We start from the raw sequence: 23,919 nt of genomic DNA, 5'->3' as shown, positions 1-23,919 counted from the left end.
ATCGGCAGCGGCCTGGGCCTGTCGATCGTGCAGCGCATCGCTGCGCTGCACGGCATGAACGTGCGCTTCGCGCGGCGCGGCGGCGGCCGCGGCATGCGCGTCACCGTCGGGTTCTGAGGGTCGGGTTCTGAAGGCGGCTCAGCGCGCCGCCTTGGCCTTCTCGAGCAGCACGCGCACTTCCTCGCGGCGGCCGGTGTCGGCCACCTGGCGGCCCGGCCGCGGCGGCGCCTGCAGCGCACGCTCGAGGTAGGTCACGGCCTCGGCCGCATTGCCGGTCTCGAGCAGGTACTCGCCGTAGAAGAAGTTCGGGTCGATGCCCTTGGGGTTCAGCGCCAGCGCCTGCTCGAGCAGTTCCTTCGCGCGCCCCTTGTCGCCGAAAGCCACCGGCCAGCCGGGCACCTTGTAGTACAGCACGCCCAGGCTGTTGTAGGCCGAGCCGTCGAGCGCCTTGCCGTCGATCTTGATCGCGTTCTCGTAGATCACCTTGGCACGCTTGACCAGGCCGAGCGCCCCCAGCCCGCCCTTCTCGCCCGCCCAGGAGCTGACGATGATGCCTTCCCACACCAGCGGCTCGGCGCGTGCCGGCTGCGCTTCGGCGATCTGGTGCGCCTTGGCGGCCAGCGCCTCGAAGCGCTTCTCGCGCTCGGCGGCCGGCGTCTGGTAGCGGATCACTTCCCAGTCGTGCTGCAGTTGCACGACGTCGTCCTCGACGCTGCCGGCATGGGCCAGCGGCGCGAAGGCGAGGGTGGCGCAGACGCTGGTGAAGAAGGCAGTGAGGGCGAAGCGGGTCTTGTTCATGTCGGTGTCTCCAGGGGAATCGGGTTCAGGCTGGCGCGGTGCTTGTCGAAGGCGCCGTCCAGCCACTGCGGCACGGCGCCGTTCAGGCGCACGGCCAGCTTCTCGGGCATGCCGAGGAAGCGTTCGGCGGCCTCGCTCTCGATCAGCGCGACCAGTGCGAGGGCCACGCTCTCGGGCGTGTCGACCGCCGTGCCGGTGGCGCGGTTGTAGGCGTCGACGCGCGCGTCGTTGAAGCCGGTGCGGGTGCTGCGTGGGCCGAGGTACTGCACGCGCACCGTGCTGCCGCGCAGCTCGCGGCGCAGCGCCTCGGCGAAGCCGCGCAGGCCGAACTTGCTGGCGCTGTAGACGCTGTAGCCGGGCAGGCCGATGCGGCCGAGCGCCGAGCCGACCTGGATGACCTGCGCGCGCGGCTGGCGGCGCAGCGCGGGCAGCAAGGCCTGCGTCAGGCGCATCGGCGCGAGCAGGTTGGTGCGCAGCACCTGCTCCATGTGCTCGGCGCCGAAGGACTCGAAGCGGCCGAAGCTCGGTGTGCCGGCGTTGTTGATGAGCACGTTGGTGCGCCACTCGGCGGCGGCATCACGCAGCGCTGCGAGGGCGGCCGGGTCGTCGAGGTCGGCGGCGTGCCAGTGGATGCGCTCGGGCAGGCTGGACGGGCCGCCGAGCTGGCGTGCGAGCGCGGCCAGCTTGGCCGGCGAGCGACCGGATAGCAGCACGGCGGCGCCACGCGCGAGCAGCTCTTTCGCGATCGCCTGGCCGATGCCGCCGGTGGCGCCGGTCAGCAGCACGCGCGCCTGATCGATCTTCATGCCAGCGCCTCCTCGGGCTGCGGCAGCGGCAGGCCGCGGAACACGTCGCCGTAGAGGCGGTAGAAGGCGCGCGCGGCGTGCACGATGGCGGCGCGGTCTTCTGGCGCGTCGATCTGGTCCATCAGCTCGGCGAAATGCGCGGTGTGCTGCTGGTCCAGCGTGCCGTGCGAGCGCAGGTAGCTGAAGGCACGGTCGGGCAGTTGCAGGTGGGCCTGGATCTGGTCGGCTGCCTGCAGCGCCAGCGCCACGCTGGTGCCTTCGAGCACGTGCACCATGCCGAAGAAGCCCAGCGGGTTGCGGCGCGCGATCAGGTCGTAGGCATAGGCCACCATCACTTCGGTGGCGTGGCCGGGCGGGCCGTGGCGCACCGCCTGCGCGTCGGCACCGCAGGCGGCGATGTCGTCGAGGATCCACTCGTCGTGGCCGGCTTCCTCGTCGATGTACTCGTCCATCGCGGCGTCGAGCCACTGCGCGTGATGCGGCGGCAGCGCAGCCTTGCAGGCCTGCAGCAGCGGCACCGTGTGGCGCACGTGGTGGTAGGCCTCGGTGAGGAAGGCGACGTAGCTCGGCAGCGAGACGCGGCCCTGCAGGCAGCCCTGGATGATCGGCGCGGTGACCATCTCGCTGCGTGCGGCCGCGGTCTCGCGCACCAGTTGCTGGAAGAAGGGTTCGTGATTCATGGGTTCTCCGATGTCGTCGGATGCGACCAGGCCCAGGGCCAACGCATGCCGTTGTTCGATGGCAGCGCGCTGCGGCCGGCCGTTGGCGGTGGCCAGGCCGGTTTCGGCGTTGAAGGCCGCCGTGGCGCGGCACCAGCGTGCAACGCGGGCGTAGTCGGGCAGGGTGGCGTTGGCGCGGTCCACGGCGGCCTGCAGCGCTGCATCCGTCAGGTCGGAACGGGTCGGCCACAGCACCGCCGACAGCGCCGGCTGCGCCTCGCCGAACACCACCGCCTGGGCGATCTCCGGCTCGCTGCGCAGCGCCGTCTCCACCCACTCCGGGCTGACGTTGCGGCCGAAGGCGCTGATCAGCACCTGCTTGCGGCGGCCGCGCACGTGCAGGTAGCCGTCGGCATCGATCTCGCCGAGATCGCCGCTGCGCCACCAGTCGGGCGCCGCGGCACTGTCCCCGAGGTAGCCGATGAACAGGCTGCCGGCGACCTCGATCTCGCCATCGGCGGCAATCCGCAGGCGTGCATGCGGCAGGGCGCGGCCGGCCGAACCGGGGCGCTGCGCGCCGGGCAGGTTGAGCGTCTGCACCGAGCCGCCTTCGGACAGGCCGTAGCCCTCGCAGGCCGGAATGCCGACGGCCTGCGCCGCGGCGATCAGCTTGGCGCCCACCGCCGCGCCGCCGACCGCGACGATCTTCAGCGAAGCGGGTGCGCGCGCTCCGGTGGCCTGCAGCCAGGCCGCCCAGGCGCGCAGCATCTGCGGCAGCAGGATCAGGCTGTGCGGCTGCGTCGCCATCACGGTGGCGTGCAAACGCGCCGGGTCGAAGCCCGACGAGCCTGTCAGCCCCAGCGAGGCCAGCGGCGCTGCGATGCAGGTGGCGCCCTGCGACAACGGCGCCAGCACGCCGGCGACGTTCTCCAGCAGCACCGCGAAGGGCAGCGCACTGAGGTGGCGCCGGATGGCCAGCGGCGCGAGCGCCTGCGCCAGCCCATCGGCCACACGACCGATCGACTCGCGACCGAGGCACACGCCCTTGGGCGTGCCCGTCGTGCCCGAGGTGAAGGTGATCTTGATCGTGCCCGCAGGCATCGCCACCGCGCGGCCGGGCAGGCGCAGCCAGGCGAACGATTCGCCGGCCACCGTGATCGGCTCGGCACGCGCGGGCGCGAAGGCCGGTGCGGCCTGCGAAACCGCGAGCAGCGCATCGGCACCGGCCGCCTGCAGCGCGTGGCCGATCTGCTGCGGCGTGAAGAAGCCGGGCAGCGGCAGGTGCACCACGCCGGCGGCCAGCGCGGCCAGGTCGGCGACGATCCACGGCGCGCCGTTGTCCATCAGCGTGGCGAGCACGCGCACCTGCTGTGCCTTCAGATGCGCGCTGAGCGTGCTCACCTGCGAGCGCAGCTCGGCGAAGTCCCAGTGCCGTTCACCGGCCTCGATGGCGATGCCGTCGTGAGCGAGCAGGCTGTCGCACAGGTCGACGCTCATGCCGTGCTCCCGCGCTGCCGGCGCGCCAGGATGCGCAGCGCCAGCGGCAGGTGGCCGGCCAGCACCACCGGCTGGTGCTCGTAGTAGCGGCCCCAGTCGGCGGCGTCGTCGCCCAGCCGCGCCGGATCGGCCAGGCCGAGCGCCAGCGGCGTCACGCCGATGCGCACGAACAGGTGGCGCAGCTCTTCGGTCAGCGTGCTGACCACCCAGTGCCCACCGAGCGCCGCGAGATGCGGGCCGAGCGCGAGGATCAGCCGGCGGCCTTCGCCGGCGCGCACGGAGGCAAGGTGGCCGACCTCGACGATGCCCTCGCGCGACGGCGCTGCGCCCGCCCGGTGCGCCAGCGCCGCCTCGATCGGCTCGTCGAGGTAGCGCTCGAGGAACAGCGGTGCGCCGGCGGCGAAGCGGTAGCCGGCGGCGGCGACGATGCGGCCGTCGCCATCACGCAGGCTGACCAGGCAGGGGGTGAAGCGGTGCACGCGGGCGCCGAAGCGTTCGGCGTAGACCGAGCGGATGAACTGTTCGACCTCGGCGCGCTCGCTGTCATCGGCGCCATGCACGCGCAGAGACGGCGAGGCGGCGGGCGTGGGGCCGGCACACGACAGGGCAAGAGACATTCGGGCTCCTCGCGCTGCCGGCAAAGGCAGCTTCAGCGATGGAGCCGATGCTCGTTAACCCGGGTTAGCGGCGCCTTAAGCGGCCGGGCCAAGCCGTGAACAAATGCATCAACCGATGCACTTCAGCCGAGCGCGTCGTCGAGCACTTCCACCCAGTGGCGCACCGGCGTCGAGGTTCCCGTGGCCAGATGCTGGATGCAGCCGATGTTGGCCGAGACGATCACCTCGGCCTGCAGCGGCGCCAGGTGGCCGAGCTTGCGGTCGCGCAACTGATAGGCCAGCTCGGGCTGCAAGACGGAGTAGGTGCCCGCGGACCCGCAGCACAGGTGCGACTCGCTGCCGGCCACCCGGATGTCGAAGCCCAATGCGGCGAGCTGCGTCTCGACACCGCCGCGCAGCTGCTGGCCGTGCTGCAGCGTGCACGGCGGGTGGTAGGCGAGCTTGCGCGCGCCCTTGGCGCGCAGCCTGGTCTTCAGCGTCGGCACCAGCTCGGGCAGCAGTTCGCTGAGGTCCTTCGTCAGCTCGACGATGCGTGTCGCGCGCTCGGCGTAGGCCGGGTCGTGGGCCAGCGCATGGGCGTAGTCCTTGACCTGCGCGCCGCAGCCGGAGGCGTTCATCACGATCGCCTCGACCTTGCCCGCCGAGACCAGCGGCCACCAGGCGTCGATGTTGCGGCGCATGTCGGCCAGGCCGCCTTCGCTGTCGTTCAGGTGGGTGCGGATCGCGCCGCAGCAGCCGGCGCCGTCGGCCACCAGGGTCTGGATGCCGGCGGCGTCGAGCACACGCGCGGTGGCGCTGTTGATGTTCGGCATCATCGCCGGCTGCACGCAGCCCATCAGCATCAGCACCTTGCGCCCATGCTCGCGCGTCGGCCAGCGGTGCGCGTTGGCTGGCGCGCGGGCCGGAACCTTGTTCTGCAGCGAGGCGGGCAGCAGCGGGCGCACCAGTTGGCCGAGCTTCATCGCCGGGCCGAACAGCGGCGAGGGCAGGCCTTCCTTGAGCAGCCAGCGCACGGCGCGCTCGCCGGCCGGGCGCTCGACACGCTCTTCCACCACCTTGCGGCCGATCTCGACCAGGTGGCCGTACTGCACGCCCGAGGGGCAGGTGCTCTCGCAGTTGCGGCAGGTCAGGCAGCGGTCCAGGTGCTGCTGCGTGCTGCGCGTCACCGGCTTGCCTTCCAGCACCTGCTTGATCAGGTAGATGCGGCCGCGCGGGCTGTCGAGCTCGTCGCCGAGCAGCTGGTAGGTCGGGCAGGTGGCGGTGCAGAAGCCGCAGTGCACGCACTTGCGCAGGATGGCCTCGGCCGCCTCGCCGTCGCGCGTGCCTTTGAACTCGGGTGCCAGCGTGGTCTGCATGAAGAGGTCTCGGGAAGCGTTGAGTTCGGCGCGAGGGTCAGAACAGCCGCGCCAGCAGCGGCATCAGCAGCGCGGCCAGCACCACCTGCACGCCCAGCGCGAGGCCGGCGTAGGCGCCGGCGTCGGGGTGCACCTGCAGGGCCCGTGCGGCGCCGATGCCGTGCGACACCGTGCCCAGCGCGAAGCCGCGCACCTCGGGCTCGGTGATGCGCAGCGCATCGAACAGGTACTTGCCGCTGACCGCGCCGACCAGCCCGGTGACCACCGCGAAGGCGGCGGCCAGCGCCGGAATGCCGCCGAGCTGCTCGGCGATGCCCATCGCCACCGGTGCGGTGACCGACTTCGGCGCCAGCGAGCGCAGCACCGCGTCAGGCAGGCCGAGCGCCCAGCCGAGGCCGACCGCCGCGCCCGCCGCCGCGGCACCGCCGGCCAGCGCCGCAGCCAGCACTGCGACGGCGCGCGCACGCAGCTCGGCGCGGCGCTGCCACAGCGGCCAGGCCAGCGCCACCACCGCCGGCCCGAGCAGGAAGTGGATGAACTGCGCGCCGGCAAAGTAGGTCGGGTAGGCGGTGCCGCTCACCGTCAGCAGCAGCGCCAGGATCAGCACCGTCCACAGCACCGGGTTGGCCCAGGGCGCGTGGCCGACGCGCTCGTAGACGCTCTGCGCGAGCACGTAGGTCGCCAGCGTCGCAGTCAGCCCGAAGAGCGGCGTGGCCGACAGGTAGACCCAGAGTTCGACGAAGCTGTGCATCGCGGGTCAGCTCCGGGCGCGCAGCAACGCGCGCAGCACCAGCGCCGTGACCGCCAGGCCGACCCCGGTGGAGACGACGATCACCACCAGCATGCGCGCGCCGTGCTGCGTGATCAGGCCGACATGCGTCATCACGCCCACGCCGACCGGAACGAACAGCAGCGAGAGGTGGGCGAGCAGCACGTCGGCCGCCGCGCCGACCGGTGCGCGCACCGCTTCCCAGTTCAGCGCGACGAGCAGGATCAGCAGGCCCAGCACCGGGCCGGGCAGCGGCAGCCCGGCGAGCCGCGCCAGCGCCTCGCCGGCGGACTGGGCGAGCAGCAGGTAGGCGAGGCCCTTCAGCGCTTGCATCGTGTCGGCAGCGGCGGCCTCACAGCCCCGGGTACATCCGGCCCGGGTTGAACACCCCGTTCGGATCGAAGGACTTCTTCAGCTCGCGGTGGAGGCGGTCCAGCGGCGCCTTCAGTGGCGCGAAGGCTCCAGCCGACTTGTCCCTGGACCGGAACAGCGTGGCGTGGCCGCCGGCCTTCGCGGCCGCATCGCGCACCAGCGAAGCCGGTGCCGCACAGCACACCCAGCGCTGCGCACCGCCCCATTCGACCAACTGCTCGCCGGGCAGGCCCAGCGGCGACGTGGTCGGCGGCACCGACAGGCGCCACAGGCGCGCGCCACCGTCCACCGCCGCGGCGGCCTTGGTGAAGAACTCGTCGTGGTGGTGGCGCAGGCCGTTCCAGAACGGCGTGGCGTGGGCCGGCTCGATCAGCTCGCCGCCCAGCCCGGTGATGGCCGACTGCACCGCCGCCAGCGCGCCACGCAGGCGCAGCAGCAGCGTGCCGTCCCACCACGCGCTGGCGGTGATCGGCAGCGGCTGGCCGCCCCACTCATTGAGCTGGCGGATCGCCTGCGCCTCGTCCATGGCGAAGCGCAGCGTCGCGGTGGCCGGTGCCACCGGCAGCACCTTCAGCGAGACCTCGAGGATCACGCCCAGCGTGCCCATCGAGCCGGCGAGCAGGCGCGAGACGTCGTAGCCCGCCACGTTCTTCATCACCTGGCCGCCGAAGCTGAGCACTTCGCCACGGCCGTTGAGCAGCGTGGCGCCGAGCACGTAGTCGCGCACCGCACCGACCGCCGCACGCGACGGGCCCGACAGGCCGGCGGCGACCATGCCGCCGACGGTGGCGCCGGCGCCGAAATGAGGCGGCTCGAAGGGCAGGCACTGGCCCTGCTCGGCGAGCGTTGCCTCCAGCTCGGCGAGGTGCGTGCCGCAGCGCGCGGTCACCACCAGCTCGGTCGGCTCGTAGCTGGAGATGCCCTCGAGCACGCGGGTGTCGAGCACATCGCCGGCCGGCGGCTCGCCATAGAAGGCCTTGCTGCCGCCGCCCTGGATGCACAGCTGGGCGTTGGCCGACTGCGCGCTGAGCACGCGGTCGATCAGCATCTGCAACGCGGGATCGTTGATCGACATGGGTTCAGAAGCGCGGGATGTCGGCAAACGGAAGCAGGCCGCGCGAGACGTGCATCTTTCCGTACTCGGCGCAGCGCTGCAGCGTCGGGATCACCTTGCCGGGGTTGAGCAATTCCTTCGGGTCGAAGGCGCGCTTGAGCGCGAACATCTGCTCGCGCTCGGCCGGCGCGAACTGCACGCACATCGAGCTGAGCTTCTCGACGCCGACGCCGTGCTCGCCGGTCACCGTGCCGCCCATGCGCACGCTGGTCTCGAGGATGTCGGCGCCGAACTGCTCGCAGCGGTGCATCTGGTCGGGGTCGTTGGCATCGAACAGGATCAGCGGGTGCAGGTTGCCGTCGCCGGCATGGAAGACGTTGGCGCAGCGCAGGCCGTACTTCTTCTCCATCGCCTGGATGGCCAGCAGGATGTCGGCCAGGCGATTGCGCGGGATGGTCGAGTCCATGCACATGTAGTCGGGGCTGATGCGGCCGGAGGCGGGGAAGGCGTTCTTGCGCCCGCTCCAGAAGCGCAGCCGCTGCGCCTCGTCCTCGCTGACCGAGACCGCCGTCGCGCCGCAGCGCTGCAGCACCGCGACCATGCGGCCGATTTCTTCCTCGACTTCCTCCGGCGTGCCGTCGCTCTCGCACAGCAGGATGGCTTCGGCTTCCAGGTCGTAGCCGGCGTGCACGTAGTCCTCGACGGCCGCCGTCATCGGCTTGTCCATCATCTCCAGCCCGGCCGGGATGATGCCGGCAGCGATGACGCTGGCCACCGCGTCGCCGGCCTTCTTCATGTCGTCGAAGCTGGCCATGATGCAGCGCGCCATTTGGGGCTTGGGCACCAGCTTGACGGTGACCTCGGTGGTCACGGCCAGCATGCCCTCGCTGCCGACCAGCACGCCCATCAGGTCGAGACCGGCGGCGTCGAGTGCCTCGGAGCCGAACTCGACCGCCTCGCCCTCGATGGTGAAGCCGCGCACGCGCAGCACGTTGTGCACCGTCAGGCCGTACTTCAGGCAGTGCACGCCGCCGGAGTTCTCGGCCACGTTGCCGCCGATCGTGCAGGCGATCTGGCTCGACGGATCCGGTGCGTAGTACAGGCCGTGCGGCGCGGCGGCCTCGCTGATCGCCAGGTTGCGCACGCCGCACTGCACGCGCGCCGTGCGCGACAGCGGGTCGATCGAGAGGATCCTGTTGAACTTGGCCAGGCTCATCGTCACGCCCAGCTTGTGCGGCAGCGCGCCGCCCGACAGGCCGGTGCCGGCGCCGCGCGCGACCACCGGCACGTTCAGGCGATGGCAGGTGCGCAGCACGGCAGCGACCTGATCCTCCGTCTCGGGCAGGGCGACGGCCAGCGGCTGCTCGCGGTAGGCGGTCAGGCCGTCGCACTCGTAGGGCAGGGTGTCCTCGGTGTGCCACAGCAGCGCGTGCGCGGGCAACACGGCGGAGAGTTCGGCCACCACCTCGGCGCGCCGCGCGGAGCGGCTGACGCGGACGTTGGCATCGCCCGGCACGGTGGCCATCTCGAACAGGGAAGGGGCGTTCACGGCGAATCTCCGGCAGGCCGTCGGCAAGGCCTGCAGCCGCTCACTGTAACGCCGTGGCGAGTGATGCCGGGTCGAAGCTTCTTTGCGCCGAGGGTGGCAATGCCTCAGGCGCGGAAGACGGTGAGCACGCCGGTGTAGCCGTACAGGTGGTGGCGGGCGATCTCGCCGGCGGCGAAGAAGCCGGCCAGCGGCACCTCGCCCAGCGCGCGGCGAACGATCTGCAGCTCGGCCGAGGGGCCGCCGAAATGTGGCCCGCCGCGGCCCGAGCAGCTGACGTAGATGGCACCGGCGATGCCCGTGGCGGGCCGCTCCGGTGCCGCGCCCGGCAAGGCCGGCACCGGCTCTTCCTGCGGCGCCAGCTCCTCGCGGATCTCGGCGCAGATGCGCACCAGGTCGCGCCGCGCCGCCTCGGTGTTGCGCTGGCAGAAGGCGAGTTCGAGGCCTTCGGGTGCGGTGTCGCCGATGGCGACGCCGCGCCGCGCCGGGTCCAGGCCGATCAGGTGGCGCACCCGCGTGTCGGGGCCGAAGGCGCCACGCCGCGCGGTGCCTGCGTCATGACCGGCGTCCGCCGGGTCGGACAGCCCGACCAGCGTCTGGCGGATCTGCGGCAGCGCCTCGCGTGGCTCGCGGCCGGCCAGGCCGAGGTCGGCGAGCAGGCAGTCGAGCGCCGGCTCGCCGTCCAGCGTGGTGATGACGTTGCCGCTCGATTCGGTCACCGTGCGCGGCCGGCCGACCGGTTGGCAGCCCTGGGTGACGCGCGAGACCAGGCCGACGCCGCTGCCGAAGGCGACGCCGGACAGGCCGCCCTGCAGCACCGCGTCGGCGATGTGCAGCGTGCGCGTGCGTGCCGAGGCCAGGCCGCCGAACAGGTAGCCGGTGGCAGTGCGGTCGGCCATGTCGGTGATCAGCTCGGCCAGGTCGGGGGTGGCCGGGTCGGCATGCACCTGCGCGGTGTGCGCTGCGAAGCTGCCCAGCGGACGCGCGCCGGAGAAGACGCGGAAGGCCTCGCGCGGCAGCTCGCCGAGCATCACCGACAGGCCGGGTTCGTCGAAGTACTCGACGCCGCTGGCCGCCACGCCGATGCCCACCGCGCCGGCCCAGGCCACGCCCGGCCAGTGGCGCTGCAGTTCGGCCAGCAGCGCCTCGGCACCGCCGGCATGGTGGTCGCTCAGGTAGACCCAGCCCAGCGTCGGCTCGAAGGGCGCGCGCTCGCGGCGCTGCGCCTCGAGCTGCGGCTGCACCATCGCCAGCGCGAGGCGCCAGTCCGGATGGGTGGCGTGGGCCTGCAGGAACGGCTTCATCAGGGCGCGCCCTTCTTCTTCGAGATCGACTTGCGGGTGGCGTTGCGGGTGGCCGTGCGCGCCGCCGCGCCGGCACCGCGCGCCACCGCGCCGGGCACCGAGGCGGCCTTCTTCAGCGTCTGCCCGGCGGCGTCGAAGCTCTGCTTGACCATGGCGCCGGCGAGGTTCTTCGCCGCGTCCGTCGTGCTGTCCTTCATCGCGGTGGCGGCGAGCTGGGTGAACTGCTTGGTCAGCGCGCCCCACCACTGCATCGGGTCGACGGCCTGGGCCATCTCGGCCGCCGCATCGCCCTTCGTCGCGGAGGCCTTGCGCGCCGGCTTCGCTTGCTTGGCCGCGGCCGGCGCCGGCTCGGCGGCCTTGGCTGCCGCCGTCTCGGGAACGCGCAGCATCATCGACTCGCGCAGGTCGTCCATCTGCACGTTCATGGTCTTCAGCGTCGACAGCGTCATGCGCTGCACCTCCAGCGCCTGGATGGTGGCGCCGAGCATGCGTGCGTTCTGCTCGAGCCAGAACTGCACCGTGCGCAACTCCTCGATGCGCTTCTCCAGCTCCTCGGGGTTCAGCGTCGGCGCCACCCACTGGCCGATGTTCGGCAGCGCGGAGCCGGCGTTCTTCACCAGGCCCTGAAGGAAGTCGAATCCGGGAACGAGCTTGGCGAATGCGGCGTCGGCCATGGGGAGGTCTCCTCGGTGGTTGTTCTGGGTGATGCCGATTGTGCGCGCGGCATGGCGGTGCGTCAGCGTGAAAGCGCCAGCAGGCGCGCCAGGCGGGCATCGTCCGGCCGCTCCACCGTCTCGATGCGCGACAGCTGCGCGTGGGCCTGCGCGAAGTAGGGCTTCGCCTCCGCGGCGCGGCCCAGGGCGAGCAGGTTCTCGGCGATCTCCTCGGGCACGAAGCCGTCGGCGGCGCCTGCGGCGGCGAGTTCGCCCTCCAGGCTGCGCAGCACCGCCAGCGCCTCGTCGTGGCGGTGCAGCGCGCGCAGCTCGAAGGCGATCATCCAGTGCGCCTCGCGCACGCGCTCCGGCCTGGCGCTGTCGCGCTGGCGCGCTGCCAGCGCGTCGCGGAAGCTGGCCAGCGCCTCCTCGTGGCGGCCGGCCTCGTGCAGGCTCCAGCCGATGTTGTGGGTCAGCGAGGCCTCCCAGCGCCGCGCCTGCGGATCGCCCGCGGCGCGGGCAGCGGCCAGTGCACGCTGGTTGGCCTCCAGCTGGGTGTGCGGGTCGGTCTCGAGCAGTGCGGCCATGTGCAGCGCATCGACATGCAGGTACTCCAGCTTCGCACTGCGCGCCAGCTGCTCGGCCTGCAGGAACAGCGGCCGTGCCCTGGCCGGCTCGCGCGCAGAGCGCCAGGTTCGGCCGCGCTCGAGCAGCGTGCGCACGCGCGGCTCGGGCCCGGCGCCGGGCAGCTCGGCGTCGACCGCGTCGAGCAGCCGGTGCGCCTCGTCGAAGCGGCGGCGCAGGCTCATCGTGCGGGCGATCTGCGTGCGCAGCGACAAGGCGGCATCGTGCGTCGGCGGCGCCGCCACATCGTCCAGCGCGGCACGGAAGCGCGCCTCGCTGGCGGCCGGATCGTCGAAGTCCCACAGGGCGAGGATGTCGGGCATGGGTGTCTCCAGGGCGATGCGCTCGACGCGGTAGCCGCGCTGCGCCAGCAGCGTCGGCAGCCCGCGCGGGCCGATCAGGTGCAGGCTGCCGACCGCGGCGAACACGCGCGCTCCGGCGCGGTGGAGGTGGTCGATGCGCGCGGCCATGGCCGGGTTGCGGCCTTCGAGCAGCCGGCGCATGGCGGTGGCCTCGGCCGCGGTGCGCTGGCACTCGCACCACTCGGCGTAGCGCGCCAGCCGCGCGTGGTCGCCGCTGGCCCAGGTCTGCACGATGTGACCCAGCATCTTCTGCGCGCGGCCGCCGTCCAGTTCGTCGAGCGTGCTGGCCACGAGTTCGGTGACCTCGGCGCGCGAGCCGCCGGCCAGCGCCTTCAGCTGCTCGTCGACGCTCTCCAGCGCGGCCACCGTCTTGCCGTCGCGCCGGGCCATGCCGGCCAGCGCCATGTCGATGCCGTAGCCAGGCTCCAGGCCCAGCCGGCGGCCGGCAAGCATCGACAGCGTGGCGATCTGCAGTTCCGGCTTCAGTCGGGCGAGCGGCTCCACGGCGGCGCACTCGGCCTGCGCGCGCCGGTTCAGCCGCTGCTGCAGCGGTGCCGGCAGCGCGTCGGCCGGCCTGGCCGCGCTGCCGGCGGCCACGCGGCGCTGCGTGTCCGGGTCGGTCAGGTCGAGTTCGAGGGCGAGCGTCTGGCTGGCGTCGAAGGCCTGGCGCACCTGCGGGCCAGGGAACACCCAGTCCAGCCGGCCCATGTGGACCGTGCCGTACAGCCAGGAGATGCGGCCGTCCTTCTGCAGCCGCCAGAGGAAACCGCGGTCGCGCGCGTCGCGCTGAGCCGCCGCCAGCGCCTGCGCATCGGGCGGCGCTGGCGGCGGCGGACAGTCGGCCTGCGCCTGCGCCGCCAGCGGCAGCAGCGCCACGACGATCGCGAGGGTGGCCGCGAAGGCAGGGCGGATCAGGCGCAGCCGTGGCATGGCCGGCAGCTTAGCGGGCCGCGACCGAGCGCAGGTCGATGCGCAGCACGCCGTCGCTCTGCTGCCACTGCAGCCGCGACAGCACGTCCATGCCGAGCAGCGGGCGATCCTGCAGCCCGTGCAGCGCCACCACCGGCAGCCGTTGCGCACGCACGCCGCCGCGCAACTCGATGTCGGCGCGCACCACCTCGCCGGTGACCACGCCGCCGGCGGTGCTCGACTGCACGGTGTCGATGGCGCGCAGGCCCAGCTCGCGGGCCAGCGTGGTGGGGATGGCGGTGCCGGTCGCGCCGGTGTCGATCAGGAAGTCGACCGCACGGCCCTCGATCGTGCCCGGCCAGTGGTAGTGGCCGTCGGGGCCACGGCGGATCTCGATCACCTCGCCGGCGGCGCTGAAGCGCGCCTGCCCGGCGCGGTGCTGCCACCACTGCACGCCCAGGAACAGGGCCAGGCCGACCAGCAGCCAGATGGTGACGACCTTGAAGGTGCGCGGCAGCTCTTGACTCATCCCGCTACGATGCCACGACCATGAAAGCCCTCTTCCACCTCGCCTATCACGTGACCGACCTCGACGCGGCGCGCCGCTTCTACGGCGGCGTGCTCGGCTGCCGCGAGGGGCGCAGCACCGCGACCTGGATCGACTTCGACTTCTTCGGCCACCAGATCTCGCTGCACCTGGGCGAGCCCTTCGCCACCACGAACACCGGCCGCGTCGGCGACAAGCTGGTGCCGATGCCGCACCTCGGCCTGGTGCTGCCGCGCGCCGACTGGCAGCTGCTGGCCGATCGCCTGCGCGCCGCCGGCACCGACTTCGTGCTCGAGCCGCAACTGCGCTTCAAGGGCCAGCCCGGCGAGCAGTGGACGATGTTCTTCCGCGACCCGTCGGGCAACCCGATCGAGGTCAAGGGCTTCGAGTCGCTCGATCAGATCTACGACGCGTGAGGCCGGGCGCTCAGGCCGCCAGCGGCGCCACCTTCTGCTCGATCGCCCCGAACACGCTGGCGCCGTCCGTGCCCTTCATCTCGATGTGGATGGTGTCGCCGTAGCGCATGAACCCGGTCTTCGGCGCGCCCGACTCGATGGTCTCGATGGCACGCTTCTCGGCGATGCAGCTGTAGCCGCGCGACCAGTCCTTGTTGCTCACCGTGCCGCTGCCGACGATGCTGCCGGCGCGCACGTTGCGCGTCCTGCAGATGTGCGCGATCAGCTGGCCGAAGTGGAAGGTCATCTCGTCGCCGGCGTCGCACAGGCCGACCCGCTTGCCGTTCCACACCGACTCCAGGTTCAGGTGCACCCGCCCGCCGCGCCAGGCGCCGCCGAGTTCGTCGGGCGTCACTGCCACCGGGCTGAAGGCGGTGGCCGGCTTGCTCTGGAAGAAGCCGAAGCCCTTGGCCAGCTCGTCGGGGATCAGGTTGCGCAGCGAGACGTCGTTGGCCAGCATCAGCAGGCGGATGCCTTCCAGCGCCGCGTCTGCGCCGCTGCCCATCGGCACGTCACCGGTGACCACCGCGAGCTCGGCCTCGAAGTCGATGCCGAAGGCTTCGTCGGGCACCACGATGTCGTCCGTCGGGCCGAGGAAGTCGTCGCTGCCGCCCTGGTACATCAGCGGGTCGGTGTAGAAGCTCTCGGGCACTGCGGCGCTGCGCGCCTGGCGCACCAGCTCGACGTGGTTGATGAAGGCCGAGCCGTCGGCCCACTGGTAGGCGCGCGGCAGCGGTGCCATGCACTTGGCCGGCTCGAAGGCGAAGGCGTGGCGCGCCTTGCCGTGGTTGAGCGTGAGGTACAGGTCCTCGAGCTGCGGCGACAGGAAGTTCCAGTCGTCCAGCACCTGCTGCAGCCGCGTCGCGATGCCGCTGGCATAGTGCGCGCTCGAGAGATCGCGCGAGACGACGACCAGCTGGCCGTCGCGTGATCCGTCGTGGTAGGTGGCAAGTTTCATGCGGTGTGCACGGAAGCGGTTGGCGAAAGAGGCGATTGTCGATGCTGGCGGCCGGGGCTGACACGCGCCGCCGCCGCGCGCTGGCCGCCCTGGCGCTGGCGGCACTCGCCGCGCACGGGCTGCTGATCGGCGGCGTCGAGCTCGCGCCGGCCCGCCACGAGGCGCCGGCGGCGGCGATGGCGCTGCAGGTGCGAACGATCGCCGCAGCGGCGCCGGCCGCGCCGGCTGCCCCCGAGGTCGCCGGGCTGCCGACGCCCGCGCCAGCTCCACGGCCCCGGCCCGCGCCGCCGCCCGAACGCCGTGCCACGCCGGCGAACGCCGAGCCCGCGCGGGGCGAGGTGCGCGAGGCGCCGGCCGCAACGGAGCCGGGCCCCGAGCCGCTGCCGGCGGCGAACACCTTGTCCTTGCCGCTGCCCGTGGAGGGCGGGCCGGCGGCCTCCGCTGCGGGCGCGATCACGGAGACCGCCGCGCCACCGCTGTATCCGACCCGGCTGCCGCCGCCCGTCATGCTGCGTTACGAGCTGCGCCGCGGCCACCTGAGCGGCAGCGGTGACCTGCTCTGGCGCCCCGACGGCGATCGCTACGAACTGCGTCTGCAGGGCTCGGTGGTCGGCGTCAACGTCCTGACGCAGGTCAGCGGCGGCGCGCTCGACGCGAACGGCCTCGCGCCGCTGCGTTTCACCGACCAGCGCGCGCGCCGCGCCGCGGTCGCGGCCAACTTCGAGCGCGAGGCCGGCCGCATCCGCTTCTCCGGCCCTTCGCACGAGGTGCCCTGGCAGCCCGGCGTGCAGGACCGGCTGAGCTGGATGGTGCAGCTCGCCGCAGTGGCGGCGGCGGAACCCGCCCGCCTGGCCGAGGGCGAGCGCATCGTGCTGCAGGTGGTGGGAGCGCGCGGCGACGCCTCGCTGTGGGCCTTCCGCAGCGAGGGCGCAGAGACCTTGATGCTGTTCTCCGAGCGCATCGAGACGGTGAAGCTGCTGCGCGAGCCGCGCTCGGCCCACGACACGCGCGTCGAGGTCTGGCTGGACCCGGCGCGCCACCACCTGCCGGTGCGCGCCACGCTGGGCAGCGGCGAGGACGACCGGCTCGAACTGCGCCTGCGCGAGATGCTGCCCTGACCGATTCCTGCGTGGGCTTGATTTTTGCGTCAGCGGACGCAACTGCCGGATCAGGAGAGTCTCGCCATGCAGATGCTTTACAACTCGGACAGTTTCGCGGTCGTCTCGTTCGACGTGCCGGACGCCAGCGGCGCGGCGCCGGTGAACCGCGGCGGCTACGAGATCGTCGACAAGTTCGCGCGCAAGGAGATCTTCCTGCAGGGCGCGCTGGCCGAGCGCTTCAAGCAGGGCGTGCAGGAGCTGATCGAGTCCAGCCCTTCCGAGGAGGAGATGGACGAGTACATCGAGCGCTTCGCCGAACTGTCCTCCCAGCCGCTCGTGCTGCACTGACCGTTTCGCGGCCGCCATCGGCCGCGTGAGCTTCACCACGATCGCCGCGTTGCCGCCGTCGACGCAGGCGCGCCGGCTGCGTTATGGTCGGGACCGCCACGCCGTGTGCCGGGGGCTTGCCCCGGGGCGCGGCGTGGGCCAAGATGGTCCCGCCCCAGGAGGTGATCGATGGTGAAGCACAGCCGGAGCGCCGGTGAAGGCCGGCCGATTCTTTCGCCCGGACTCGCCGACGCGCCGGTGCTGGACCGCATGTGCTCGCACTTCGTGCTCTCGCTGACGATGCGCAACGTTGCGCGCTTCAACCCGCGGCGCGACTGGAACAGCCTGCTCTCGCTGACCGGCAAGCATCTCGTCTGGCCGGGTTCGGTGCTGCAGCGCCTGCGCACCTTCCTGGAGTTGCGCTGCCGCGCCAACGAGCAGTGGCGCGGCCACGAGGCGCTCTCCGATGCCAAGTTCATCGAGAGCCACGGCGCCTGGCGCGGGCCGTACGAGGAAGGTACGCTGTTCTTCTACATCGACGAGTACGTCAAGGACGCGCCGAAGGACCTGCTGGCCGTGCTCGGCGCCACCGCCGACTGGCTGGAGCGCAGCCTGAAGAAGGAATCGACGCTGGTCGAGAAGAACATCGACGCGCTGGCCGGCCTGCTGCAGCTCAACCCGGCCGAACGTGCGCTGCTGCTGTACGGCACGCTGGCGCGCTACCAGCGTGATCTTCGTGGCCTGCTGGTCGAGTTCAAGGTCAGCAATGCGCAGGAGGCCTACGCGGCCATCGCCCGCGTGGCCGGTGTCAACGAGGCCGACGTGGCCGAGGCGCTGCGTGCCGGCTCGCGGCTCGAGCGCATCGGCATGGTCGAGAACCTGATCTCCGAGCACAACATCACCGACCTGGCCGACCTGATGAAGGTCAGCGAGCAGCTGCCGCCGGTGCTGATGCGCGAGTACCAGGGGCCGTCCGACCTGATGGCGGTGTTCACCCGGCCGGCCACGCGCAGCGATCTGAGCGCGGACGACTTCCACTACGTCGGCGACGACTGCCGCATGATGAGCGCGCTGCTGCGCAACGCGGTGGCGCGCAAGGAGCCGGGCGTCAACATCCTGCTCTACGGCCCGCCGGGCACCGGCAAGACCGAGCTGGCCAAGGTGGCGGCGCAGGCGGCGGAGCTCGAACTCTACGAGGTCGAGTACGCCGACCGCGACGGCAACTCGCTGTCCGGCCGCGACCGCTACCGCTCGCTGCAGATCAGCCAGGTGTTCCTCAAGGGCAGCGCCAACGTCGCGCTGCTGTTCGACGAGGTGGAAGACGTGTTCCCGCCGATCTCCACCGACGCCGCGCAGCTGATGGCGCGGCTGGACAGCGGCGATGCCTCGCCCACGGGCAGCGTCAGCGGCAAGGCCTGGGTCAACCAGATCCTCGAGACCAACCCCGTGCCGGTGATCTGGGTGACCAACCGCATCGAGCAGATCGATCTGGCGTTCCGCCGCCGTTTCCAGTACCACCTCGAGCTGAAGAGCCCGCCGCCGGGCGCGCGCGAGGCGCTGGTGCAGCGCGCGCTGGCTGGCGTCGAGGTCGGCGAGACCTTCGCGGCGCGTCTGGCCGAGCGCCGCGGCCTGACGCCGGCGCAGATCCGCACCGCGGTCAAGTTCGCGCGCCTGGCCAGCGATGGCGGCCCCGACGCTGCCGAGGCGCTGATCGAGCGGCAGCTCACCAATGCCGACAAGGCGCTGGGCAACGCCAGCCAGGAGCGCGGCGCGCGCCGCGTGGTGACGCAGTACGACCTGTCGCTGGTCCACACCGAATCGCGCTTCGAGGTGCCGAAGATCGTCGAGGCGCTGCGTCGCAAGGGTTTCGGCACGCTGTGCTTCTACGGCCCGCCGGGCACCGGCAAGACAGCGCTGGCCGAGCACATCGCGCACGAACTGCAGCGCCCGCTGATGATCCGCCAGGCCAGTGACCTGGTCAGCAAGTACGTGGGCGAGACCGAGCAGAACATGGCCAGGATGTTCGAGGAGGCGGAATCCGAGCAGGCCGTGCTGCTGCTCGACGAGGCCGACAGCTTCCTGCGCAGCCGCCGCCTGGCCGAGCGCAACTACGAGGTCAGCGAGGTCAACGAGATGCTGCAGGGCATGGAGCGCTATGCCGGCATCTTCATCTGCACCACCAACCTGTTCCAGGACCTCGACGAGGCGGCGCTGCGCCGCTTCACCTTCAAGATCCAGTTCAAGCCGCTGACCGGTGAGCAGCGCGAGCGCATGTTCGTCGCCGAAGCGCTCGACGGCGACGCAGGCCGCCTCACCGACGAGCAGCGCAAGCGCCTGCGCGTGATGGACCTGCTGGCGCCGGGCGACTTCGCTGCCGTGAAGCGGCAGGTCGACGTGCTCGGCGAAAGCTTCGAGCCCGACGAGTTCCTCTCGCAGCTTGAGGCAGAGCACCGCGTCAAGCCGGAGGCGCGGCAGCGGCGCGGCATCGGGTTCGTGCACTGATCCCATTCGGTTCCAGCGTGATCCGCCTCACGCTGCGCGCAGCGGCGTGGCTTGAGCCAGGAGCCGATCTGCCGATAAGGTCGGGCAGGATCACCCCGCACGCGCCTTGGACCCCGCCCCCTCCCTTGCCTGGCAGTTCTCGCCGGCGCTCGACCTGCTCGCCTGGGCGCTCTGCGGCCTGGCGGCGTACGTCGCGCTCGACCTCGTGCGCCGGGTCGGCGGTACCAGCGGGCGCAGCGCCGCCGCGTGGCTGGCCGGCGCTGCGCTGTCCCTGGCGATGGGCCTGGGCTGCGTCCACTTCATCACCCTGGCCGGCCGGCCGCTGCACCTGAGCGTCGGCTATGGCGGCGTGCTGAGCGCCGCCGCCTGGGCCGCCGGCCTGCTGGCCGGCGCGGTGGCCTTGCGCCTGGGCTTCACCGGGGCGCCGCACTGGCCGCGACGGGCTGCGGCTTCGCTGCTGCTGGCCGTGGCCGCCGTCGGCTCCTCGATCGCCTACCTGGTCGACATGCGCATGGCGCCGGTGCTGCGCTGGCAGCCGGAGCTGCCCTTGCTGGCCGTGGCCGCGCTCGCGCTGCTGCTGGCGCTGGCCGGCGTGCTGGTGGGGGGGCTGCGCAGTGCCGAACTGCGCTGGCGTGGCGCCGCGGCGGCCCTGACCGGGCTGAGCCTGGTCGGCGCGCACCGGCTGGTCGCGCTCGGCGCCGGCGTCAGCCCCGGCGCCGTCTCGCTGAACCAGATGAACTGGCTGTCCGACACTACCCTGGCGCTGCTGGCGGTGGCCGCCACGTCGGCGCTGCTGCTGACCCTGCTGGCGCTGTCGATCATGGAGTCGCGCATGCGCCTGGCGCTGCGCCAGGCGATCGAGCGCATCGAGGAGTCGACGCGTACCGACGCGCTCACCCGATTGCCCAACCGCCATTCCTTCGAGGCGCGCCTGGACGCCGTCGCCCGGCATGCCGCGCAGGAGCCGCTGCCGATGGCGGTGCTGTTCATTGCGCTGGATCACTTCAAGCCGGTCAACGATTCCTTCGGCCGTCGGGTCGGCGACCTGCTGCTGCAGACGCTGGCGGCGCGGCTGCGCGAGGTGGTCGGACCCCAGGGCATGCTGGCGCGCGTCGGTGGCGACGAATTCGTGCTGCTGCTCGGTGCCGAGACCGGCCGGGCCGAGGCCGCCGCGATGGCGCAGCGGCTGCTCGACACGCTGGCCGAACCCTGCGAGATCGAAGGCCGGCCAGTGCCGGTGACCGGCTCGATCGGCGTGGTGCTCTACCCGCGCGACGGCTCCTTGTCCACGGCAATGGCCAATGCCGAGGCGGCCTGCCGCTACGCCAAGCGCAACGGCGGCGCGACCTTCGCCTTCTTCGAGCCGCGCATGCTCGGCGACGCGCGCGAGCAGGGCGAACTGCTGCGCGATCTGCGCCAGGCGGTCGCGCGCAATCAGCTCGAGCTGTACTACCAGCCCAAGGTGCATGCCCCGAGCGGCGAAGTCACCGGGGCGGAGGCGCTGCTGCGCTGGCACCACCCGCAGCGCGGCATGGTCAGCCCCGGTGTGTTCATCCCGATCGCCGAGCGACACGGGCTGATCGGCATCCTCGGCCAGTGGGTGATCGACGAAGCCTGCCGGCAGGCGCGGGCGTGGCGCGACGAGGGGCTGCGCATGCGCGTGGCGATCAACCTGTCGGTGCACCAGCTGCGCCAGCCCGACCTCGCCGAGCGCATCGCTGCGGCGCTCAAGCGCCACCAGGTCAACCCGCAACTGCTGACCTGCGAGATCACCGAGTCGGCCGCGATGGAGGATGCCGAAGGCACGCGCGCCATCTTCGAGCGGCTCGCCGCGGTCGGCGTGCACCTGTCGATCGACGACTTCGGCACCGGCTATTGCAATTTCGCGATGCTGCGCCGGCTGCCCGCCGAGGAGCTGAAGATCGACCGCAGCTTCGTGCTCGACCTCGAGACCAGCGCCGATGCGCGCGCGGTGGTCGACGCGGTGGTCAAGCTCGGCCAGGCACTGGGCCGCAAGGTGGTGGCCGAGGGCGTCGAGACCGAAGGCCAGGCGCAGGTGCTGCGCGCGCTCGGCTGCGACGTGCTGCAGGGTTACCTGTACGCCAAGCCGATGTCGGCGCGTGCGCTGGCGCTGTGGGCGGTCAACGACGACGGGCCGCGCTCGATCGAGTTCCGCGCCTCGCTGTTCCAGGAAACGCAGCCCAGCTCGATCCATTGACGCCGGGCGCCGGGCCCCGACCCGGGCGGCTGTCAGGGCAAGGGCCCCTTCGTAGAATGCGCCCATGAACACGCCTGCCTACACCCGTGCCGCCACGTTGCCGGAGATCCTGTCCCGGCGCATCGTCGTGCTCGACGGAGCGATGGGCACGATGATCCAGCGCTACAAGCTCGGCGAGGCCGACTACCGCGGCGAGCGCTTCAAGGACCATGCGAAGGACCTGAAGGGCAACAACGAGCTGCTGCAGTTCACCCGCCCCGACGTGATCAGCCAGATCCACGAACAGTACCTCGCCGCCGGCGCCGACATCCTCGAGACCAACACCTTCGGCGCCACCAGCGTCGCGCAGGAAGACTACGGCCTGGCGCCGCTGGCGCGCGAGATGAACCTGGCCGCCGCGCGGCTGGCGCGCGCCGCCTGCGACAAGTACTCGACGCCGGACAAGCCGCGCTTCGTCGCCGGCGCGCTCGGGCCCACGCCGCGCACCGCCAGCATCAGCCCGGACGTCAACGACCCGGCGGCGCGCAACGTCAGCTTCGACGAACTGCGCGCGGCCTACCGCGAGCAGGCCGAGGGCCTGCTCGAAGGCGGCGCCGACCTGTTCCTCGTCGAGACCATCTTCGACACGCTCAACGCCAAGGCGGCGATCTTCGCGCTCGACGAGCTGATGGAGGAGGCCGGCGAGCGTTTGCCGGTGATCATCTCCGGCACGGTGACCGACGCCTCGGGCCGCATCCTCTCCGGCCAGACCGTCAGCGCCTTCTGGCACAGCGTGCGCCATGCGAAGCCGATCGCCATCGGCCTGAACTGCGCGCTCGGCGCGACGCTGATGCGGCCCTACATCGAGGAGCTGTCGCGGGTGGCCGGCGACACCTTCATCAGCTGCTACCCGAATGCCGGCTTGCCCAACCCGATGAGCGAGACCGGCTTCGACGAGACGCCGGAGATCACCGGTGCGCTGGTCGAGGAGTTCGCCAAGTCGGGCTTCCTGAACATCGCCGGCGGCTGCTGCGGCACCACGCCGGAGCACATCGCGCAGATCGCGCAGCGTGTCGGCCGCTACCAGCCGCGCTGCTGCGGCGCCAGCTTGTTCGGCGGCCTGAAGGCCGCCTGAGCACGCCGCGCTCAGGCCATCTGCAACAGCTGCAGCAGGTTCAGGCGCACCTTCACTTCGTGCGGCGCCACGCCGCCGGTGACGGCATGGGTGGGCAGGTGGGTGGCGCGCAGCGCCGGCGAGGCCAGCACCTCGCCGACCGGATTGACGATCGAGGCAACGATCGGTGCATTGGCGCGGCGGCCGCGGCGCAGGACCACGGCGACCTCCTGGCTGGCCAGCCGCACCAGGCTGCCCGGCGGATAGAGGCCGACGGCCTTGATGATCGCCGAGCCGGCTTCGTCGGGCTGGCCGTTCTCGTCGAGGTAGGCGGCCTTGGCCGCGGCGGTGGCCGACAGCGCCTGGCGGCCGCGGCGCGGGCTCATGCGGGCGGCGAACACGTCGGCGCGGCGGATCAGCCGGGCCAGCCGCTGCGCCGGGCCGAGCGCCGACAGCGGGCCGGACGGGGCGTCGTGGTGGTGCCGCACGGCCTCGAGCCAGAGCGCATCGGTGATGCCGGCGGCGCGCAGGGCCTGGACGCCGTGTTCCGCATGCCTGTCGACCTGCTCGCGCTGCTGCGGGTTCAGCCGCGTCTCCTGTTGGGCGAGCTGGTTCTGCAAGGCGGTCATCGCCACGTTCATCGTCAAGGCGGCACCGCGCAGCGAACTGCGCTCGGCCGGGCTGATGCCGCTCACGTGGTGCGAGGCCAGCTCGCAGACCACCGCCACCAGCACGGCGTGGCTGGCGCTGTAGTCGTGGAACTCCTGGGTGGCGCCATGCACCAGCAGCAGCAAGGCGTCGTCCGGGTCGCCGTTGACCTGGTCGAGCAGCGTCTTCTGCAACTGGCCGACCTTGGCGGCGAAGTCGGGCTGCCCGGCGTCGCGCAGCAGCGCGGCGACGCGCACCTGCAGGTTCGACCAGGCGGTGACCGGATCGCCGAGCCGCCGCGCGGCGGCAGCCGACGGCGCCGTCAGATCCGATGCATCCGGCCGCGCCTGGGCGATGCGGCCGAGCAACTCGTTGCCACGAACCAGCTCATGGACCTTGCCGGCCATGGCGCGCCGGATCGTCTCGCCGTCGTGCTCGTCGACGTAGAGCTCACGCGCGGCGAGTTGCTGCAGCTGGGCGCTGCTGGCCACCAGCGTGCCCTTGGGCACCAGCAGGCAGCCGGTCTTGTCGCGCAGCGCAAACAGCGTCGGCTGGCCGACGCGCAGCACATCCGGGGGCAGCAGTTGATACGACATGGGCAGGCAGGCAGGGCGGCGCTGGCGTGCGCCGATTCACCCCGGAGTTTTCGGCAGCCCGGCCCTGCGACTTGAGCCGCGCGGCCGCGCCGCTTCAGGGCCGCTCGCCGACCAGGATGTCGAGGCGGCCCTCGGCCACGGTGCGGCCGC

General features: G+C 72.1%; 21 protein-coding genes and 1 pseudogene. 6 read left to right on the top strand and 16 right to left on the bottom strand.

Annotation, left to right across the window (positions count from 1 at the left end; translation table 11 throughout):
* Nucleotides 1-138: 138 nt before the first annotated feature.
* The 14 genes and pseudogenes from AAG801_RS24890 to AAG801_RS24825 all read right to left on the bottom strand — a co-directional run bounded on the left by AAG801_RS24890 (nt 139) and on the right by AAG801_RS24825 (nt 13,854).
* The gene (locus AAG801_RS24890; protein ID WP_341890778.1) at nt 139-798 is read right to left on the bottom strand and encodes a tetratricopeptide repeat protein; all 660 of its coding nucleotides are present in this window, start codon (nt 796-798) and stop codon (nt 139-141) included.
* Nucleotides 795-1,604, bottom strand: a complete 810-nt coding sequence (locus tag AAG801_RS24885) for an SDR family oxidoreductase (protein WP_341890777.1) — start codon at nt 1,602-1,604, stop codon at nt 795-797. The genes AAG801_RS24890 and AAG801_RS24885 overlap by 4 nt, the downstream gene beginning before the upstream one ends.
* On the bottom strand, nt 1,601-2,284 hold the full coding sequence (locus AAG801_RS24880; RefSeq protein ID WP_341890780.1) for an iron-containing redox enzyme family protein: 684 nt from the start codon (nt 2,282-2,284) through the stop codon (nt 1,601-1,603). The genes AAG801_RS24885 and AAG801_RS24880 overlap by 4 nt, the downstream gene beginning before the upstream one ends.
* 501 nt (nt 2,285-2,785) lie before the next feature.
* Nucleotides 2,786-3,760 (bottom strand): annotated as a pseudogene (locus tag AAG801_RS24875) (AMP-binding protein); the annotation flags it as partial.
* Nucleotides 3,757-4,377 (bottom strand): thermostable hemolysin, encoded by a 621-nt coding sequence (locus AAG801_RS24870; protein ID WP_341890776.1) that lies wholly within the window; start codon nt 4,375-4,377, stop codon nt 3,757-3,759. The gene AAG801_RS24870 and the pseudogene AAG801_RS24875, both read right to left, overlap by 4 nt.
* A gap of 122 nt (nt 4,378-4,499) precedes the next feature.
* Nucleotides 4,500-5,732 (bottom strand): glycolate oxidase subunit GlcF, encoded by a 1,233-nt coding sequence (gene glcF / locus AAG801_RS24865; RefSeq protein ID WP_341890775.1) that lies wholly within the window; start codon nt 5,730-5,732, stop codon nt 4,500-4,502.
* A gap of 37 nt (nt 5,733-5,769) precedes the next feature.
* The gene (locus tag AAG801_RS24860; protein WP_341890774.1) at nt 5,770-6,483 is read right to left on the bottom strand and encodes an LrgB family protein; all 714 of its coding nucleotides are present in this window, start codon (nt 6,481-6,483) and stop codon (nt 5,770-5,772) included.
* 6 nt (nt 6,484-6,489) lie between these two features.
* A complete protein-coding gene (locus tag AAG801_RS24855) occupies nt 6,490-6,834 on the bottom strand; it encodes a CidA/LrgA family protein (protein WP_341890773.1) in 345 nt (114 codons plus the stop codon).
* Between the two features lie 19 nt (nt 6,835-6,853).
* Nucleotides 6,854-7,948, bottom strand: a complete 1,095-nt coding sequence (gene glcE, locus AAG801_RS24850) for a glycolate oxidase subunit GlcE (protein ID WP_341890772.1) — start codon at nt 7,946-7,948, stop codon at nt 6,854-6,856.
* A gap of 4 nt (nt 7,949-7,952) precedes the next feature.
* The gene (locus AAG801_RS24845; protein ID WP_341890779.1) at nt 7,953-9,452 is read right to left on the bottom strand and encodes an FAD-linked oxidase C-terminal domain-containing protein; all 1,500 of its coding nucleotides are present in this window, start codon (nt 9,450-9,452) and stop codon (nt 7,953-7,955) included.
* 128 nt (nt 9,453-9,580) lie between these two features.
* On the bottom strand, nt 9,581-10,777 hold the full coding sequence (locus AAG801_RS24840) for an FIST N-terminal domain-containing protein (protein ID WP_341890771.1): 1,197 nt from the start codon (nt 10,775-10,777) through the stop codon (nt 9,581-9,583).
* Entirely contained in the window at nt 10,777-11,451 is a 675-nt protein-coding gene (locus tag AAG801_RS24835) for a PhaM family polyhydroxyalkanoate granule multifunctional regulatory protein (protein WP_341890770.1), read from the bottom strand. The genes AAG801_RS24840 and AAG801_RS24835 overlap by 1 nt, the downstream gene beginning before the upstream one ends.
* Before the next feature lie 62 nt (nt 11,452-11,513).
* Entirely contained in the window at nt 11,514-13,346 is a 1,833-nt protein-coding gene (locus AAG801_RS24830) for a TraB/GumN family protein (RefSeq protein ID WP_341890769.1), read from the bottom strand.
* Nucleotides 13,347-13,356: 10 nt separating this feature from the next.
* Nucleotides 13,357-13,854, bottom strand: a complete 498-nt coding sequence (locus AAG801_RS24825; protein WP_341890768.1) for a retropepsin-like aspartic protease — start codon at nt 13,852-13,854, stop codon at nt 13,357-13,359.
* Between the two features lie 20 nt (nt 13,855-13,874).
* Between AAG801_RS24825 and AAG801_RS24820 the strand changes: the two genes are divergently transcribed.
* Nucleotides 13,875-14,288 (top strand): VOC family protein, encoded by a 414-nt coding sequence (locus tag AAG801_RS24820; protein ID WP_341890767.1) that lies wholly within the window; start codon nt 13,875-13,877, stop codon nt 14,286-14,288.
* A 10-nt stretch (nt 14,289-14,298) separates the two neighbouring features.
* On the opposite strand, the gene AAG801_RS24815 is transcribed toward AAG801_RS24820, so the two are convergent.
* A complete protein-coding gene (locus AAG801_RS24815) occupies nt 14,299-15,285 on the bottom strand; it encodes a fumarylacetoacetate hydrolase family protein (RefSeq protein WP_341890766.1) in 987 nt (328 codons plus the stop codon).
* A gap of 41 nt (nt 15,286-15,326) precedes the next feature.
* Here AAG801_RS24815 and AAG801_RS24810 point away from each other — a divergent pair, with 41 nt between their 5' ends.
* The 5 genes from AAG801_RS24810 (at nt 15,327) to AAG801_RS24790 (ending at nt 22,546) form a co-directional block, all read left to right on the top strand.
* A complete protein-coding gene (locus AAG801_RS24810; protein ID WP_341890765.1) occupies nt 15,327-16,403 on the top strand; it encodes a DUF3108 domain-containing protein in 1,077 nt (358 codons plus the stop codon).
* A gap of 66 nt (nt 16,404-16,469) precedes the next feature.
* On the top strand, nt 16,470-16,733 hold the full coding sequence (locus tag AAG801_RS24805) for a DUF3567 domain-containing protein (protein ID WP_341890764.1): 264 nt from the start codon (nt 16,470-16,472) through the stop codon (nt 16,731-16,733).
* A gap of 168 nt (nt 16,734-16,901) precedes the next feature.
* Entirely contained in the window at nt 16,902-19,214 is a 2,313-nt protein-coding gene (locus AAG801_RS24800) for an AAA family ATPase (RefSeq protein WP_341890763.1), read from the top strand.
* A 106-nt stretch (nt 19,215-19,320) separates the two neighbouring features.
* Nucleotides 19,321-21,432 carry an EAL domain-containing protein gene (locus tag AAG801_RS24795; RefSeq protein ID WP_341890762.1) on the top strand — a complete coding sequence of 704 codons (2,112 nt, stop codon included), beginning with the start codon at nt 19,321-19,323 and terminating at the stop codon, nt 21,430-21,432.
* A 64-nt stretch (nt 21,433-21,496) separates the two neighbouring features.
* Entirely contained in the window at nt 21,497-22,546 is a 1,050-nt protein-coding gene (locus AAG801_RS24790; protein WP_341890761.1) for a homocysteine S-methyltransferase family protein, read from the top strand.
* A gap of 11 nt (nt 22,547-22,557) precedes the next feature.
* On the opposite strand, the gene AAG801_RS24785 is transcribed toward AAG801_RS24790, so the two are convergent.
* Nucleotides 22,558-23,769 (bottom strand): hypothetical protein, encoded by a 1,212-nt coding sequence (locus tag AAG801_RS24785; RefSeq protein ID WP_341890760.1) that lies wholly within the window; start codon nt 23,767-23,769, stop codon nt 22,558-22,560.
* Between the last annotated feature and the right edge of the window lie 150 nt (nt 23,770-23,919).

The organism is Variovorax sp. YR752 (assembly GCF_943372545.1).
This window is presented reverse-complemented; position numbering and strand designations above follow the sequence as displayed.